The organism is Bacillus sp. 2175, from assembly GCF_057812155.1.
The window spans coordinates 5,050,300-5,067,182 of the sequence record NZ_CM173819.1; the positions used below are offsets into that span (position 1 = coordinate 5,050,300).

15 protein-coding genes and 1 pseudogene are annotated in these 16,883 nt (G+C 39.1%); 1 reads left to right on the plus strand and 15 read right to left on the minus strand.

The features are described from left to right. Positions 1 to 7: 7 nt before the first annotated feature. From ACXKY9_RS26390 to nuoA, 10 genes are read right to left on the minus strand one after another with little or no spacing between them, the layout of a single operon-like run. On the minus strand, positions 8 to 1,510 hold the full coding sequence (locus tag ACXKY9_RS26390; protein WP_000998934.1) for an NADH-quinone oxidoreductase subunit M: 1,503 nt from the start codon (positions 1,508 to 1,510) through the stop codon (positions 8 to 10). Beyond that, positions 1,507 to 3,369: an NADH-quinone oxidoreductase subunit L gene (nuoL, locus tag ACXKY9_RS26395; RefSeq protein ID WP_000568224.1), complete on the minus strand. Its 1,863-nt coding sequence runs from the start codon at positions 3,367 to 3,369 to the stop codon at positions 1,507 to 1,509. Before nuoL ends, ACXKY9_RS26390 begins: the two co-directional genes overlap by 4 nt. A 30-nt stretch (positions 3,370 to 3,399) precedes the next feature. Then, on the minus strand, positions 3,400 to 3,714 hold the full coding sequence (nuoK, locus tag ACXKY9_RS26400; protein ID WP_000100079.1) for an NADH-quinone oxidoreductase subunit NuoK: 315 nt from the start codon (positions 3,712 to 3,714) through the stop codon (positions 3,400 to 3,402). Then, positions 3,707 to 4,231: an NADH-quinone oxidoreductase subunit J gene (locus ACXKY9_RS26405; protein ID WP_001012812.1), complete on the minus strand. Its 525-nt coding sequence runs from the start codon at positions 4,229 to 4,231 to the stop codon at positions 3,707 to 3,709. The genes nuoK and ACXKY9_RS26405 overlap by 8 nt, the downstream gene beginning before the upstream one ends. Further along, positions 4,228 to 4,647: an NADH-quinone oxidoreductase subunit NuoI gene (gene nuoI / locus ACXKY9_RS26410; RefSeq protein ID WP_000677191.1), complete on the minus strand. Its 420-nt coding sequence runs from the start codon at positions 4,645 to 4,647 to the stop codon at positions 4,228 to 4,230. The genes ACXKY9_RS26405 and nuoI overlap by 4 nt, the downstream gene beginning before the upstream one ends. Positions 4,648 to 4,672: 25 nt before the next feature. Then, a complete protein-coding gene (nuoH, locus tag ACXKY9_RS26415) occupies positions 4,673 to 5,674 on the minus strand; it encodes an NADH-quinone oxidoreductase subunit NuoH (protein ID WP_000573426.1) in 1,002 nt (333 codons plus the stop codon). After that, complete coding sequence (gene nuoD / locus ACXKY9_RS26420) at positions 5,674 to 6,774, minus strand: NADH-quinone oxidoreductase subunit NuoD (protein WP_000621434.1); 1,101 nt, start codon at positions 6,772 to 6,774, stop codon at positions 5,674 to 5,676. The genes nuoH and nuoD overlap by 1 nt, the downstream gene beginning before the upstream one ends. Positions 6,775 to 6,776: 2 nt before the next feature. Then, positions 6,777 to 8,174 (minus strand): NADH-quinone oxidoreductase subunit C, encoded by a 1,398-nt coding sequence (locus tag ACXKY9_RS26425; RefSeq protein WP_015382512.1) that lies wholly within the window; start codon positions 8,172 to 8,174, stop codon positions 6,777 to 6,779. Next, the gene (gene nuoB, locus ACXKY9_RS26430) at positions 8,171 to 8,689 is read right to left on the minus strand and encodes an NADH-quinone oxidoreductase subunit NuoB (protein ID WP_000236331.1); all 519 of its coding nucleotides are present in this window, start codon (positions 8,687 to 8,689) and stop codon (positions 8,171 to 8,173) included. Before nuoB ends, ACXKY9_RS26425 begins: the two co-directional genes overlap by 4 nt. Next, on the minus strand, positions 8,680 to 9,048 hold the full coding sequence (nuoA, locus tag ACXKY9_RS26435; RefSeq protein WP_000179273.1) for an NADH-quinone oxidoreductase subunit NuoA: 369 nt from the start codon (positions 9,046 to 9,048) through the stop codon (positions 8,680 to 8,682). The genes nuoB and nuoA overlap by 10 nt, the downstream gene beginning before the upstream one ends. A 254-nt stretch (positions 9,049 to 9,302) precedes the next feature. On the opposite strand from nuoA, the pseudogene ACXKY9_RS26440 reads away from it, so the two are divergent. Beyond that, positions 9,303 to 12,040, plus strand: a pseudogene (locus tag ACXKY9_RS26440) (sensor domain-containing protein). A gap of 23 nt (positions 12,041 to 12,063) precedes the next feature. On the opposite strand, the gene ACXKY9_RS26445 reads toward ACXKY9_RS26440, so the two are convergent. The 5 genes from ACXKY9_RS26445 to atpG all read right to left on the minus strand — a co-directional run bounded on the left by ACXKY9_RS26445 (position 12,064) and on the right by atpG (position 16,614). Further along, a complete protein-coding gene (locus tag ACXKY9_RS26445) occupies positions 12,064 to 12,708 on the minus strand; it encodes a DUF975 family protein (RefSeq protein ID WP_000622463.1) in 645 nt (214 codons plus the stop codon). A 49-nt stretch (positions 12,709 to 12,757) separates the two neighbouring features. Then, on the minus strand, positions 12,758 to 13,645 hold the full coding sequence (locus ACXKY9_RS26450) for a DUF975 family protein (RefSeq protein ID WP_103580701.1): 888 nt from the start codon (positions 13,643 to 13,645) through the stop codon (positions 12,758 to 12,760). A gap of 38 nt (positions 13,646 to 13,683) precedes the next feature. Next, complete coding sequence (gene atpC / locus ACXKY9_RS26455; RefSeq protein ID WP_000847211.1) at positions 13,684 to 14,085, minus strand: F0F1 ATP synthase subunit epsilon; 402 nt, start codon at positions 14,083 to 14,085, stop codon at positions 13,684 to 13,686. 20 nt (positions 14,086 to 14,105) lie between these two features. Then, positions 14,106 to 15,512 carry a F0F1 ATP synthase subunit beta gene (gene atpD / locus ACXKY9_RS26460; RefSeq protein WP_001032593.1) on the minus strand — a complete coding sequence of 469 codons (1,407 nt, stop codon included), beginning with the start codon at positions 15,510 to 15,512 and terminating at the stop codon, positions 14,106 to 14,108. Between the two features lie 241 nt (positions 15,513 to 15,753). Further along, positions 15,754 to 16,614 carry a F0F1 ATP synthase subunit gamma gene (gene atpG, locus ACXKY9_RS26465; RefSeq protein ID WP_000157696.1) on the minus strand — a complete coding sequence of 287 codons (861 nt, stop codon included), beginning with the start codon at positions 16,612 to 16,614 and terminating at the stop codon, positions 15,754 to 15,756. Positions 16,615 to 16,883: the final 269 nt, after the last annotated feature.

Below are 16,883 nucleotides of genomic sequence, written 5' to 3' on the forward strand. Positions count from 1 at the left end.
ATCCATCCTACTTCACCCCCAATGTTTTCAATGTATTTTGAAGCGGATCCCCTAGTAACTCTGGCATAACTCCAATTGCAATAATACAAAAGATAAGTAGTAAAACAGGGACATACTCCCATCCGTGTATATCAGATTTTGCTTCCCACTCTTTCTTTCCAAATGTCACTTGAAGTGTCGCCCTTAATACGTATACAGCGGTTAAAATGATGCCAATCACACCGACTGCAGCAATGACGGGCTCTCCTTGAAATAAACCGAGAAAGGCAAGAAATTCACTAACAAACCCAGACATCCCTGGTAATCCAAGCGATGCCATTCCTCCTGCTAAAAAGAATCCGCTAAGTATCGGTACACTTTTCGCAAGTCCGCCTAGCACCGTAATATCCGAAGTTCCAAATCGTTGTTCTATAACACCCAGTAGGAAGAAGAGCAAGGCTGCAATTAAACCATGTGATACAACTTGGAATAACGCTCCTTGTGTACCAGGTGCATTAAGTGACGCAAGTCCCATTAACACAATTCCCATATGCGAAATACTAGAGTAAGCCAGTACTTTCCTAAAGTCCGTTTGGATGAGCGCTAAAAAGGCACCGTATAATAAATTAATTACGCCTAATATCGCAATTAGTGTTGCAACATCGTGAAAATATTCCGGGAATAGCCCTTTCCCGAAGCGAATAATACCGTACGCTCCAATCTTCAGCAAAACACCCGCATGAAGCATAACTACAGCTGGATGCGCTTCTATGTGTACATTGACCATCCAGCGGTGCAACGGAAAAACAGGTAGTTTAATTGCAAAAGCAATCATTATGGCAATAAATACACTAAGCTGCAAACTACTTGGGATGACGAGTGCTCCCTCTGCGTTTATGCTTCTTAATATCTCTTTCAGCTCCACAATATTTGTTGTACCTGTTTTCGCAAACAAAATTGAGAAAACAATGAGCAAAATAGCTGAGCCAATACCGTTATATATTAAATAACTATACGCAGCCTTTTCACTCGACAATTTTCCCCACTTTCCAATTAATAAGAACATTGGTGGCAACGTAATTTCAAAGAAGATAAAAAACAACATTAAGTTTTGAGCAGCAAAGACGCCGAGCATTCCTATTTCTAGCATGAGTAACAGCATATAAAATGCTTTTAAATTTCTTTTAATAGAAAAGGCTGCAATTGCTGCAAGCGTTGCTAGAAGAGCCGTCAGTACCATCATGACAAGCGACAAACCATCAATACCAAGCTCGTAATAAATAGAAAACCACCTTTTATCCACCGCTGTAAAATCGCCGAACTTAATCCATTTCACCTTCTCATCAAATAGTGACAAATTCTTTCCAGAAGCATATGTACAAGCGAGGACGATAGCAATTCCAAATGGAAGTGCCGTCCCAAATAAGCCAAGCGCCCGCACTGTACGCAATTCCTTTTTCGGTGTTAATACAAGCAATAAAATTCCTAAAAGCGGGGAAAAAATGAAGAACGTTAACAACAAATCATTCATCGTAAATCCCCTCCCGTATAGAGCAAAATAATGACGAGTACAGCGAGCGAAACCGCCGTTACAGTACCGTACACTTGTACATTCCCGTTTTGAAGTTTCGATCCAAGATTACTTGTGCCTTTAACTACACTTCCAATTAAAACTGCAATTCCTTCGACTACATACACTTCAAATAAGCGAAGCACATGAGCGATTCCTTTCGTAATAGGGATCACCGTCATGTTGTATAGTTCATCCACATAATATTTTTCTTTCAAAAGATTATAAAGAGATGTTTCCGTACCCCCAGCCCAATCTCTAGAAATTGATTTCTTGCCATATATGAAATATGCAAGAGCGATTCCCGCAAATGAAACGAGTGTCGCAACAATCATAATCCAAACTGGTCCATGCGCTTCTTCAACCTTAAACCCTACATCTTTCGTCAACCAATCTCCGAGAAATGTCCCAAACCATGGTGTATTTATATATCCTGCCACTACCGCAAGAACGCCGAGAACAATCATTGGATACGTCATAACGCGAGGCGATTCATGCACTTCTTCCTTCGTCTTCGTTTCTCCAGTAAAGACAAGAAAGTATAGGCGGAACATATAAAATGCTGTTAAAAACGCCGCAATTACCGCTAAAGTAAATAAAACGTAATTGCCATTCATCCACGTCGCCGCTAAAATTTCATCTTTGCTGAAAAAACCGGAAAGCAGCGGAACACCGCTAATGGCAAGGGTACCTATTAAAAATAGCGTACCAGTTACTTTCATCTTCTTCTGTAAACCGCCCATTTTATTAATGTTTTGCGTATGCACAGCATGAATTACACTTCCTGCCGCCAAAAATAATAGTGCTTTAAAAAAAGCGTGTGTCGTTAAATGGAATATACCAGCTACATAACCGGCAGAACCTAACGCGAGCATCATATACCCGAGCTGGCTAACTGTAGAATAAGCAAGCACCCTCTTTATATCTGTTTGCACAAGACCGATAGAGGCCGCAAAGATTGCAGTGAAAGCTCCAACGATTGCCACTGTCTGCATCGCCACTGTACTTGCTGAAAATAGAGGAAACATCGTCGCTACTAAATATACGCCAGCTGCGACCATCGTCGCCGCGTGAATAAGTGCCGAAACGGGCGTTGGCCCTTCCATTGCATCTGGCAACCACGTATGAAGCGGGAACTGACCTGATTTTCCCATCGCCCCGATAAAAATTAATATCGCTGTTATTGTAATCATGTAAGGAGGTAGATCCCCTGTATAAATCGCCCTAAATATTGCGTCATATTCAAAACTACCTGCGTACCAAAAAATTAAAATCATCCCGATAAATAAACCAACATCCCCAATACGGGTCATAATAAAAGCCTTTTTTGCAGCAGCCTTCGCTTCTTCTTTAAAGAAATAAAAACCGATAAGTAAAAATGAACCAAGGCCAACTAATTCCCAAAATATATAAAGCTGTAATAAATTCGTTGATATAACAAGCCCTAACATCGCAAATGTAAAGAGTCCTAAATATGCGTAAAAGGTTGGTAATCGTTCATCACCTTTCATATAACCTTTCGAATACACATGTACAAGTAGACTCACAAGCGTCACGATAAATAACATTAAAGCTCCTAATGCAGTCACTTCAAAGCCGAATGATATATCCACATCTCCAGCTCTAAGCCACACCCACTTATGCTTCACGCTTGCTTCTGAAAACCTTTCTATTAACACAAGTACCGCAAGTATAAAGGAGAGAAAGACGAAAAAAATACTAAGTACGCTGCTTCCTTCTCTAATTTTCTTCCCGAATATAATAAGTAACAAAAACGAAACGAGTGGGAAAAGCGGTATGAGCCATGCATAATCGATCATTGTTTCCTTCCCCCTTTTTCGGTCACAATGCTATCCTTTAAGCGTATCCATTTCATCCACCTGAACTGTCGTACGATTGCGATATAAAGCAATTAAAATAGCGAGTCCTACCGCCGCTTCCGCTGCCGCTACAGCCATCGTAAACAGTGAGAAAATTTGACCTGTTAAATTCGGAAATAAGCCTAATTTACTAAACGCCACTAAGTTTAAATTGGCAGCATTCAGCATTAATTCGATACAAACTAATACGATTACTGTATTCCGCTTTGTTAAAGCTCCAAATAGACCGATGCAAAACAAAATAATCGCAAGTGTTAAATATGCAGAAGCTGGAACGCTACTCATTGGAATCCTCCTCTTTCTCGTCCTTTTTCGCAAGTATAATTGCGCCAACGAGTGCTACAAGTAAAATAACTGAAGTTAGTTCAAATGGAATAATATATTTTGAATAGAGAAGCGTACCGATTTGAAGTGTGTTGTTTTCATGGAGAGGTAAACTTCCTTGTGTGCTTTCATTTGCAAAATCAACATTATTAACAGCGAAATACATAACCGCTCCAAATGCTACAACTGCAAAGAAGATAATCCATTTTCGAAGAGTAAGACGCGATTCATTTTCCGCGTTATGTTTCGTTAACATAATGCCGAAAATCATAATAATTGTGATTGCACCAGAATAAAGTAAAATTTGTGCAACGCCTATAAATTCGGCTGATAAAAGAAAATACAAACCTGCAATGCTGAGAAATGTCAGAACGAGAGCTAGCATCATGTGCATAACTTTCGTTAAGTTCAACATAAGAACACCGCCGATAATTGCAGACAAGGATAGTATAAAGAATGCTACAAACTCGCCATTCATGCCTTATTCTCCTTCCTGACGTTTTCGTCGTTTTCGTCAAGCCACTGCAAATTTTTAAATAAGTCATCACGTGAATATTCCGCGAGTTCAAAGTTATTTGTCATGACAATTGCCTCTGTCGGACAAACTTCTGTACATAAATCACAAAGAATACAAATTTCAAAATTAATATCATACGTGTCGATAATTTTTCCTTTTTTCGTAGGATCCGGATGTTTCTTTCCTGTTAACTGAATACAGTCTGTCGGACAAATGTTAGAGCACTGATTACAAACAATACATTTTTCCGGATAAAATTTTTGAATTCCTCGAAAACGGTCTGGCAACGGCAACGGTTGATTTGGATAATCATACGTTACCTTCTTCTTGCTCAAATTACTTAATGTATATTTTAATCCTTTAAATAGTCCTTTCATCTCTTACTGGCACCCCCCTCATAGATTAGAAGAATAACTCCTTAATCAATGCCGTTAAGAAAATATTTGCAAGTGCAATCGGCAATAATACTTTCCAACCAAACTCCATTAACTGGTCACCTCTTATACGCGGGAACGTAACGCGGAACCAAATTAATAGAAAGACTACACTGCTAAATTTCAAAGCAAACCATACGGCACCTGGGATAAATCCAAGAAACATGACTGGATTCCATCCGCCTAAAAAGAGCACTGTAATTAACGATGCCATCCCGAAGAAATATACGTACTCTGAAAGCATGAAAAACGCCCAGCGAAACCCTGAGTATTCCGTATGATATCCAGAAACAAGTTCTGACTCCGCTTCTGGCAAATCGAATGGCGTTCTATTTAACTCTGCAACTGCTGCGATTAAGAAAACGACGAAGCCAATTGGCTGTACGAAAATGTACCAAACCTTCTCCTGCGCCGCTACAATCTCATTTAAATTCAGGCTACCAGCTAGCAAAACGATACCAATTACACTCATTACGAGCGGAATCTCATAAGAAATCATTTGCGCCGCCGCACGCATCCCTCCTAAAAGGGAATATTTATTATTCGATGCCCATCCCCCAGTTACAACACCTATCGTCGTAATACCGGAAACAGCGATATAATAAAGTAACCCGACTCCAATATCTGCAAATTGAAATTTATCAGTGAACGGGATAACTGCAAGCACCATAAATGCTGGTGCAAATGCAATGACAGGTGCTAATATAAACAGCGGTTTATCTGCTGCTTTCGGAATACTATCTTCTTTCAATAATAGTTTTAAAACATCAGCTACCGTTTGCAGTAAACCAAATCGGCCTCCAACCTGGTTTGGGCCAATCCGCCCTTGCATAAACCCCATCACTTTCCGTTCTGCCAAAATTCCATATGTAACGAAGCCAAGGACTGCAAATAGTAGAAGTACCGCTAATCCGAAAAAAATGAAGAAATTCGTCCAGCTTGAAGGTGATTGTAAGAGCGTCTCAATCATTAGCCATCAACCTCCCCAAGTACAATATCAACTCCACCTAAAATCGTAATTAAATTAGCGATGTTTTCACCTTTCAATAACTTCGGTAAAATTTGCAAGTTATAAAAAGATGGCCTACGAAACTTCAAACGGTACGGCTCTTTCTTTCCGTCACTAGCGATATAACACCCAATCTCTCCGCGCGGCGATTCGATACGTACAAATGCTTCTCCCTTAGGTGCCTTAATAATTTTCGGTACTTTTGCCAGCACAGCTCCATCTTTCGGGAACTGCTGAACCGCTTGCTCAACAATCTTTAAAGACTCCTCGATTTCTTGCATTCGGCAAACGTAGCGATCCCAAGCATCTCCCACGCTTCCAACAGGAATATCAAAATCAAAACGATCATAAATCGAATACGGCTCATCTTTGCGAAGATCCCAGTTTACTCCAGTGCACCGCAAATTTGCTCCGCTTAAAGAATACGAAATCGCTTCTTCCGCGCTATATATACCAACGCCTTTCACACGATTTAAGAAAATCTCATTACCGCTAACAAGATCATGATAACCTGCCAGTTGCTCTCTCATATACGGAACAAACTCTTCCACCTTTTCAATCCAACCATCTGGCGCATCCCACTTCACACCACCAACTCTCATATAGTTAAAAGTAAGCCGTGCCCCGCATAATTCATTTAATAAATTTATAATCATCTCTCGTTCACGAAAAGCGTACAAAAACGGGCTAACCGCTCCTATATCAAGAAGATTTGTCCCCCACCAAACGAGATGGCTCGCAATTCTTCCTAGCTCCATCGCAAGTACTCGCAAGTATTCGGCACGCTCTGGAATTTCAAGCCCCATCATCGTCTCTACAGCATGGCAAATGACGTAATTATTCGTCATAGCTGATAAATAGTCCATTCGATCTGTATAAGGGATAATTTGCGTATACTGTAAGCTCTCAGCGATCTTTTCCGTCCCGCGATGTAAATACCCAATAACAGGTGTAGCTTCTTTAATAATTTCCCCGTCAATCTTAATTACGAGCCTGAACACACCATGTGTACTCGGATGCTGAGGTCCTACATTCAAAAGCATCTCTTCCGTGCGGATCATAGCTACACCTCCACATCATACGGTTCATAGTCTTTTCTAAGCGGATATCCTACCCAATCCTCTGGCATTAAAATACGTGTTAAATTCGGATGCCCTTTAAATATAATGCCGAGCAAATCGTATGCTTCTCGCTCCGGCCAGTCAGCCCCTTTCCAAAGCGCTGTCACAGATTCGACTTGCGGCGTTTCTCGGTCTAGCTTTACCTTCACCGCTACCGATTGTTTCTTACTATATGAAAACAAATGAACATACACTTCCATATGTGTCACAAAATCCGTCGCATGTAGCTCTGACATATAATCAAAAGCAAGTCCCTCATGGAATCGCAGTGACTCCATCACTTCATAATATTTTTCGGGATCCACCACAAGAGTTGGCACATCCTTTGACAGTTTATTAATGTAGGAATCTACTAATGCACCCTCTCCTAACTTCTCCCTAATAGCCTCAACATACTGATTTAAATACGGCTGATTTACGGACAGTTCTTCCTGCTTCGGCTCATCCTCTTTCTTACCTTCAGCCCCCTTTGTCTTCGCTCTTGCAGCCGCTGCTGCTTTCGCTTTTGCCGCTGCAATTGCCTTTGCCTTTTCATCTCCCGAATCCCCATCACCTTGCGAGGCTTTCTGCTTCGCCAATGCTGCCGCTTTTGCCTTGGCTTTCGCTTTTTCTTCTTCCGTTACTTCTTCTGTCCCTTCTCTTTTCTGCTTCGCTAACGCCGCCGCTTTTGCCTTGGCTTTCGCTTTTTCTTCTTCCGTTACTTCTTCTGTCCCTTCTCTTTTCTGCTTCGCTAACGCCGCCGCTTTTGCCTTGGCTTTCGCTTTTTCTTCTTCCGTTACTTCTTCTATTCCTTCTCTTTTCTGCTTCGCTAACGCCGCCACTTTTGCTTTTGCAGCCGCTGCTGCCTTCGCCTTGGCTTTCGCTTTTTCTTCTTCCGTTACTTCTTCTATTCCTTCTCTTTTCTGCTTCGCTAACGTCGCCGCTTTTGCTTTTGCAGCTGCTGCTGCCTTCGCCTTGGCTTTCGCTTTTTCTTCTTCCGTCACTTCTTCGGTTCCTTCTCTTTTCTGCTTCGCTAACGCTGCCGCTTTTGCTTTTGCAGCCGCTGCTGCCTTCGCCTTGGCTTTTGCTTTTTCTTCTTCCGTTACTTCTTCGGTTCCTTCTCTTTTCTGCTTCGCTAACGCCGTCACTTTTGCTTTTGCAGCCGCTGCTGCACGTCGTTTTGCTTCTTCTATAGTAATATCATCGTTTTTTGGTAGCGCTTTCTCTTTTTCTTGATCTTCTTCCTCAAGCTCACTTATTTCCGCCTCGTGTTTCGCTACAAGGCGTTTTCTCGCTTCTTCTTTTGCACGCCTAGCTGCTTCTTTTTTCAGCTCCTCTAAATCTTTATTTGGATTGCTCATTTATTCGTCACCTGCTTCCCGGTCTTTGCTTCGTAACGAATTTTTTCTTTTAATTTATTGATTCCATAAATTAAAGCAGCTGGATTTGGGGGACAACCAGGAATATACACATCAACTGGTACAATTTGGTCTACACCTTTCACAACAGCATATGAATTTACATACGGACCACCTGCTGTCGCACAAGATCCCATCGCAATAACCCATTTCGGTTCGGGCATTTGATCATATAAGCGCCGAACAATAGGAGCCATCTTCTTCGTTACCGTTCCCGATACAATCATGACGTCCGATTGCCTTGGTGAAGTCCGAAAAAATGACCCAAATCGATCTAAATCATAATGTGATGAACCTACTCCCATCATTTCAATTGCACAGCACGCCAGTCCGAATGTCATCGGCCATAAAGAATTGCTCCTCGCCCATCCTTTCAACTGTTCCAATGTAGAAAAAAAGATATTTCGTTCTAATTCTGCTCGCTCATTTGGATGTAATTCCTCAAAATTTATAACCATTGTAACACCTTCTTTTTCCAAGCATACGCTAATCCAACTAGCAACATTACAACAAAGATGAGCATTTCAATTAATGCAAATAAACCTAGCTTGTCATACGCAACAGCCCAAGGATATAAAAATAAAGTTTCTACATCAAAGATCACAAACAATAAAGCGAAAATATAATAACGAGCATGAAACCGAATATTTGCATCATGAAAAGGCTCAATTCCACTCTCATACGTCGTCGCCTTTGCTGCACTTGGTTTATTTGGGCGCAGCATCCTTCCTAATGTAAGAGCCACTACCGGCAGCAATATACCTAATAGCAAGAAAATCAAAACGATCATATAACTATTTTCATATACACTTGCCATTGTGAAACCCTCCCCCCTAAATTAAGAACAAGTTCACATAGTAAACAATATGTCCTAGTTGCAGTAATTATTATTTTTAAATTTTTCTAAATAATGCAACTATTCTAATCATTATAGCAAAATTCAAATTCCTATGTCGATATGTTGGGAGGCAGAAACAAGAATTATTAAAATCTATCTTTACAACTTGCTATAATTGTGCAAAATAAATATAAAACTTATATATGCTTTTCAAGAAACCGTAGGTGATATAAATGAAAAAACAAACACATGTAAGTATTCTTATAAGCATTGTATTGCTGTCTATAACGCTTCACTATGTAGCGATGCCTTTTCTATATGAATACTCATTTTCTTTTCAGCTATTAATCGGAATGAGTACCCTATTAATTGATATTATCGCTTGTAGTTATTTACTTTATTTTTCAAACATGAAAGAAGGGCTATCTCGTTTATTTTGGATCATATTATCTGTTGGAGCTCTCTCTTATTTTATCGGTGATATAGTCGTTGCCTATCAGCGTTTAATTGTAAAGGACTTCTATACGTTCGTTGATCCATCTGACTTTTTTTACTTACTTTTTTTAGTTAGCTTTACGTTTGCCTTTCTATACGAAATCATTTATAACCGAGATTTATTAGAAAAACTTTTTATGCTATGTGATATTTGTATTATCGTTACAGCCCAATTTACTTTAAGTTACTACTTACTTATTGAACGAACTATTCATATCTTTACAACATCCTATATCGACATATTTGTTCAACTTACCTATCCAATGGCTGATTTACTCTTTCTCTTAATAGGAATCAACCTTTTATTCAAACCACTATCCTTATTACCTAAAAAGGTCGGTGCACTTCTTGGCAGTGCTTTAATTTTATATGCTACTACAGATGCGATTTATGCGTATATAAAATACTTCATACCAGAGTATTCTATGTTTACAGTTACTCCTTTCTATCAAGTAACCTTAGTACTAGTAGCAATCGCCTGTATTCTCCATACAAAAAAGCCTGAAAAACAAGAACAAGTACTACTAACACCTAAAATTGGTGAATCAATCCGATTATCATTACCGTATATTTCGGTAGTAATGCTTATTGTTTTCATATTAGTTGAATACGTTTTTGCGCCTATTATAGTAATCGGACTTATAATAACTTTCTCTTTCGTTCTCATACGTCATAGTTTAGTTCGAAAACAAAATAAAATCTTATTGCTAGCTCAAATGCAATTCAACTCAGAACTCGAGAAACAAATTAAACTACGTACAGAAGATTTAGTAGAACAGAAAAATGAACTCTATCATTCTATCATAATCAACAAATGTTTAAATCTTTATACGAGCATCATCCAGATCCAATCTTCACATTAGATTTGTACGGTAATTTTCTCAAAGTAAATAACGCTGGTACTACTTTACTCGGTTATCAAACGAATGAATTATTAAACCAGCCTTACTATTCACTCATATACGAAGAAGATTTAGAAGAAATGATTAACGCCTTTCATCGCGTGAAAAAGGGGTATTCTATCTCTTTAGAAATACGGGCGTACCATAAAAACAGAGATATTTACTACTTGCACGTTACCGCCGTACCGATCTTTTTAAAGGAGAAAATTTCTGGGGTTTATTTAATGATTAAAGATATTACAGAAAGCAAGCAACAACAAGAACAAATTAATTTCCTAGCATACCATGACACTTTAACAGAGCTTGCAAATCGACGTGCATTTCATCAACATTTAGAACAGGCAATTGCGCGAGCAAAAATATCGAAAAAGCCTTTTGCTGTTATGTTTCTCGACCTAGACCGTTTTAAAGTTATTAATGATACCCTCGGTCATCGAGTAGGAGACCTGTTGCTCATCGCAGTAGCAAAAAGGCTCGAAAGAATAGCAACATCAAATATGAAACTCGCGCGGCTAGCTGGGGATGAGTTCACAATCCTTATCGAGAATTACAAAAAAAAGCCAGATGTCCAAAAAATAGCTGATAGGATTGTAGCGGCCATGAATGAGCCATTTGAAATCGAAAATCAACATTTACAAATCTCACCGAGCATCGGAATTGCAATATATCCTGAAGCAGGTGAAGATGCGCTATCCATTTTGCAGCATGCTGATATGGCCATGTACGAAGCAAAGAATAAAGGAAAAAACGGTAGCTCTCTTTACACGAAAGAACTATATAAAAAAATGGAACGAAAAGCTCGAATTGAAAAAGATTTGCCCATCGCTTTAGTAAACAAAGAATTTTATCTCGTTTACCAACCACAAATTGATACGACAACAAATAAAATTATCGGTGCTGAAGCTTTAATACGTTGGAAACACCCACTATTAGGTGACATTTCACCATGTGAGTTTATTCCAATTGTAGAAGAGACGCCACAAGTAGTCCCACTTGGACATTGGGTATTACAAGAAGCTTGTCTCCAATTAAAAATATGGCATACCTTTGGCTACCAAAATTTAAAAATAAGTGTTAATCTATCCGCAAAAGAGTTCCGGCAAGATCAATTAATTGAAAGCATTTCACAAATATTAAACGACGTGCAAGTCGATCCAAAATATGTAACCCTTGAGTTAACAGAAAGGATTGCAATGATTGACGAGAAAGAAACGTTATTAAGACTGAAGCAATTAAAAGAATACGGTATCCAAACTTCCATTGATGACTTCGGTACTGGGTATTCTTCTCTTGCTTATTTATCAATTTTTCCAATCGACACATTAAAAGTACCGAGAGAATTTACACAATTAGCTGATCATCGTCCTGAAGAACGAGCCATCGTTTCTACAATACTTTCCCTCGCAAATACTTTAAATCTTTCAGTCGTTGCCGAAGGAATTGAAACCGAAAAACAGCTTAAGTTTCTGCAAAAACATAACTGTAAATATATGCAAGGTTACTATTTCAGTAAACCACTTACTAGTAATCAGTTTATAAAATTTCTACAAAAAACCCCCAGTATGAACAAATAATTCATACTGGGGATTTTATAATGCTAAATATTTTTCTCATAATATTCTTCTGCGATCTCTTCGTAAAAAGCTGCAGATGTCGTATAGAAATATGGAATTAACCACAGGAATCCAATTCCTAATGTAATACAACTTAATATAAACCAGCCAATAAAACTTAAACATAAAATGAAATACTCCATCTTATGTCCATCCATCATACGACGACTTTCTGTAATAGCTTGGTTCAGTGAATACTCAGGATGATCGTTTATAATAAAGTATGTCATCGCATAAGAAAAAGATTTAATAATACCTGGAATAATGAACAATAACGTCCATAAGAAAAGATAAAGATTTACTAATAAATATAATAAAAATGATTTTAGAAATCTCTTTCCCTCTGAAAACCAAATGAATATATTACCAATACTAGCTTGCTTTTCACGAAGGATATTTAAACCAAGGTAATATCCACCTAAAGTTAACGGTCCAGTAACAAAAAATGTAAGAATATTCGTTGAAAGTGAACCATTTGTTTTTTGCCAACCGAAAATTAAAGAAAATCCCCAATCAACACTAAAACTAAAAGCCGTGATAAGAATTGAAATGAGTAGTGTAGCTCCAACAGCTAATCCCCATTTCCCTTCTAATGAATCTAGTGCTTCTCCTTTTAAATCACTAATCATGCGTAGCCTCGCCTCCTATACACAATAATTCTATTAGTATAGCATGTTACTATTGAAATTCACCTTTTGAAATATAGCGATAAAAGTGTGCTGTCGTCGTACTCATATACGGACTAAGCCAAAGAAATCCTATTCCAAAAGTAAGAAGCGCTAAAATAGCCCATCCTATGAAGCTCAGCCATAAAAGAAACAAATCTAACTTATGACCCTTCATAAGATTCTTACTTTCCTTCATCGCCTGCGAAACACTATATTCTGGATTTTCAATCATCACATAGTACGTCAGTGCATAAGAAAAATACATCACAATCATACCAACAATTGAAATTTCTAGTAGTACACAGATAGCAATAGCAAACGACGCATTTCCTTCTTCACCAAAAAATGCAAATAAGGCTACTAACAATATCGGAATCCATGTACCTGTATATAATAAAATTGCAAGCATTGCCCACATTGTTTTCATCATTCTTTTAAAGCCACGAAATCCTTCAAATAAGTAATCTACTTTAGCATCTTCTCGTATACTGATCTGTAAAAATACATTTGTATAACCGTATGATGTAATCCCATACGATGCGCTACTCAAAATTATCATAATGCAATAAAAAATCCCGAATGTAACACTTGCTCCATTTGATATTGTTTGCCCTTCAAGTGAACCTGCTAGACCAGCAAATAAGAGAAATATAATAATTCCTGGAATTAATAGTATAAGCATTGCAGCCATCGAAACGACATAACTTAAAATAAAATATAAAATTGTTGATCCAACACCTAGTCCCCATTTTCCCTTTAAAGAGTACAATGCTTCTCGCTTCATTTCACCAATCATTGATTCATCCCCTTTATGAAATATAAATTGTTGTACACTTCTACTTATACAAGCATCAATATAATTATACCAGTTTTGTAAAATTATCCATAAAATACACAAAAAAAAAATCCGTAAAGGCAAAGCCCTTACGGATTTTTTCACTTCATATCGGAAACGTTTAAACGGTTCACGGCACGTTGTAATGCCATTTCTGCACGTTTAAAGTCAACATGTGCTTGTTTATCTTGCAGACGTTGCTCAGCGCGACGCTTCGCTTCATTTGCGCGATGGATATCGATATGGTTTGCTTCTTCAGCAGATGATGATAATACAGTCACTTTATCTGGACGAACTTCGATAAAGCCACCGCTTACTGCTACATAATCAGTGTGTCCACCATTTTTCAGACGAACTGCACTAATTTTTAATGGTGCAACAGTTGGAATGTGACCTGGTAAGATCCCCATTTCCCCACTCTCTGCTTTTACACTTACCATTTCTACTTCTTTTTCGTAAACCGGTCCATCAGGAGTTACAATACTGACTGGAAATGTCTTCATACTTCGTCCCTCCTAAGGCCTTACGCCATCATTTTCTTCGCGTTTTCAATAACTTCTTCAATGCCACCTACTAAGCGGAATGCATCTTCTGGAAGGTCATCATATTTTCCTTCTAGAATTTCTTTGAAACCACTAACTGTATTCTTTACAGGTACGTAAGAACCTTTTTGACCTGTAAACTGCTCAGCTACGTGGAAGTTTTGAGATAAGAAGAATTGAATACGACGAGCACGATGTACAACTAACTTATCTTCTTCAGATAACTCATCCATACCTAAGATAGCGATGATATCTTGAAGCTCTTTATAACGTTGTAAAGTTTGCTGTACTTGACGAGCTACTTCATAATGTTCTTCTCCTACGATTTCTGGAGAAAGTGCACGAGATGTAGATGCTAATGGATCTACGGCTGGGTAAATACCCATTTGCGTTAAACGACGCTCTAAGTTTGTTGTTGCATCTAAGTGAGCGAACGTTGTAGCTGGTGCTGGGTCAGTATAGTCATCGGCTGGTACATATACCGCTTGGATAGACGTGATAGACCCTTTATTTGTAGATGTAATACGCTCTTGTAATTGACCCATTTCTGTTGCAAGTGTTGGTTGGTAACCTACCGCAGATGGCATACGACCAAGAAGGGCAGATACTTCAGAACCCGCTTGCGTGAAACGGAAGATGTTATCGATGAACAGAAGTACGTCTTGTCCTTGCTCATCACGGAAATGCTCAGCCATTGTTAAACCTGTTAATGCAACACGTTGACGTGCTCCAGGTGGCTCGTTCATTTGTCCGAATACCATCGCAGTTTTCTTGATTACGCCAGAATCGCTCATTTCGTGGTATAAGTCATTACCCTCACGAGTACGCTCACCTACACCAGCGAATACAGAGATACCACCGTGCTCTTGTGCGATGTTGTTAATTAATTCCTGAATTAATACTGTTTTACCTACGCCGGCACCACCGAATAGGCCGATCTTACCACCCTTAATGTAAGGAGCAAGTAAGTCTACTACTTTAATACCAGTTTCAAGAATTTCTACTTTAGTAGATAATTCTTCGAATGCAGGTGCTTGACGGTGAATTGGATCACGATGTACATCTGCAGGAACCTCACCATCTAAGTCAATTGCATCACCTAATACGTTAAATACGCGACCAAGTGTTACATCACCAACTGGTACAGAGATTGGTTTACCAGTATCTTCTACTTCTGTGCCACGAACAAGTCCATCTGTGGAAGACATCGCAACTGTACGAACTGTATCATCACCTAAATGAAGTGCAACTTCAAATGTTAAGTTAATACTTCCGTTTTCGTTGCTTTGTTTTACCGTAAGGGCGTTGTAGATTTCTGGTAGCTTTCCGCCATCAAACTTAACGTCTACAACCGGACCCATGATTTGCGTAACGCGCCCTTTATTCATCGGGTTCCCTCCTAGCTTTCTTTTAATTAGCCAACTTTCTACGAGCAGCTAGCTTTTAATTTTTTATTGGTTTATAGCTTACGCGACTCTTTTGACAGAGCCGCTTCCGCTTTTTATTGAATCTAGCTCCAGCGGTTAGAATGTTCGGTGGCTTCGCTTTTTCCTACGAGGCACAAATCGCCTCTACGTCAAAAGCTCCATCCCCCTCTCATTCTGAACGAACCGCTTCCGCCTTTTAATACTATTCTAACGCTGCTGCTCCACCAACGATTTCCGTAATTTCTTGCGTAATCGCTGCCTGACGCGCACGGTTGAATGAAAGTGTAAGTGAATCGATAACTTCCATTGCGTTGTCTGTAGCACTCTTCATTGCTGTCATACGCGCTGCGTGTTCACTTGCTTTACCGTCTAGTAATGCACCGTACACTAAGCTTTCTGCGTATTGTGGCAATAGTACTTTTAAAATTTCTTCTTCAGAAGGTTCGAATTCATAAGCTGTCGTCGGTTTGTCAGACGCCACATCAGTAAGCGGTAAAATTTTATTTTCCGTTACCTCTTGTGAAATTTTACTTACGTAATGGTTGTAGTAGATGTACAGCTCATCATAAGCACCATCTGCGAACATCGCAATTGCTCGAGAAGCAAGGTCTTTAATATCAGTAAATGATGGGTGGTCAGATAATCCAACTACTTCATCAATAATGTTAAAGCCGCGACGTTTTAAATAATCACGTCCTAGTCGTCCAAGCACAATAATAGAATATTGGTTTGAATCCATATTATGACGTTCACGAATTACGTTACTTACTGTACGTAATACGTTACTGTTATAACCACCTGCTAGTCCGCGATCAGACGTAATAACGATGTATCCTGTACGCTTTACAGGACGCGCATTTAGCATTGGATGATTAATCCCTTTGCTTCCTTGCGCAATGCTCGCTACTACTTCTTGAATCTTTTCCATATACGGAACGAAAGATTTAGCATTTTGCTCTGCACGGTTTAACTTAGATGCAGATACCATCTCCATCGCTTTCGTAATTTGACTCGTTTTCTTTGTCGAGTTAATCTTCGCTTTTATATCGCGTAAAGATGCCACAGGTTTTCACCACCTTTTTTCCGGAAGTTGGCACGATTAGTAAGAATCCTCTTCCTAATCTACGTTGCAAGATATTCTTGCTCATGATTGAAGGAAAAGAATAGGTGCACCTACTCTTTTCCTTTACATGACCTTTAGCAATCTCAGAGCCCGAGATGCCTTTTATATATACTATCTAGCTCCAGCGGCTTGAATGCTCGGTGGCTTCACTTCTTCCTACGAGGCAAACACCGCCTCTTCGTCAGAAGCTCCATCCCCCTCACATTCAG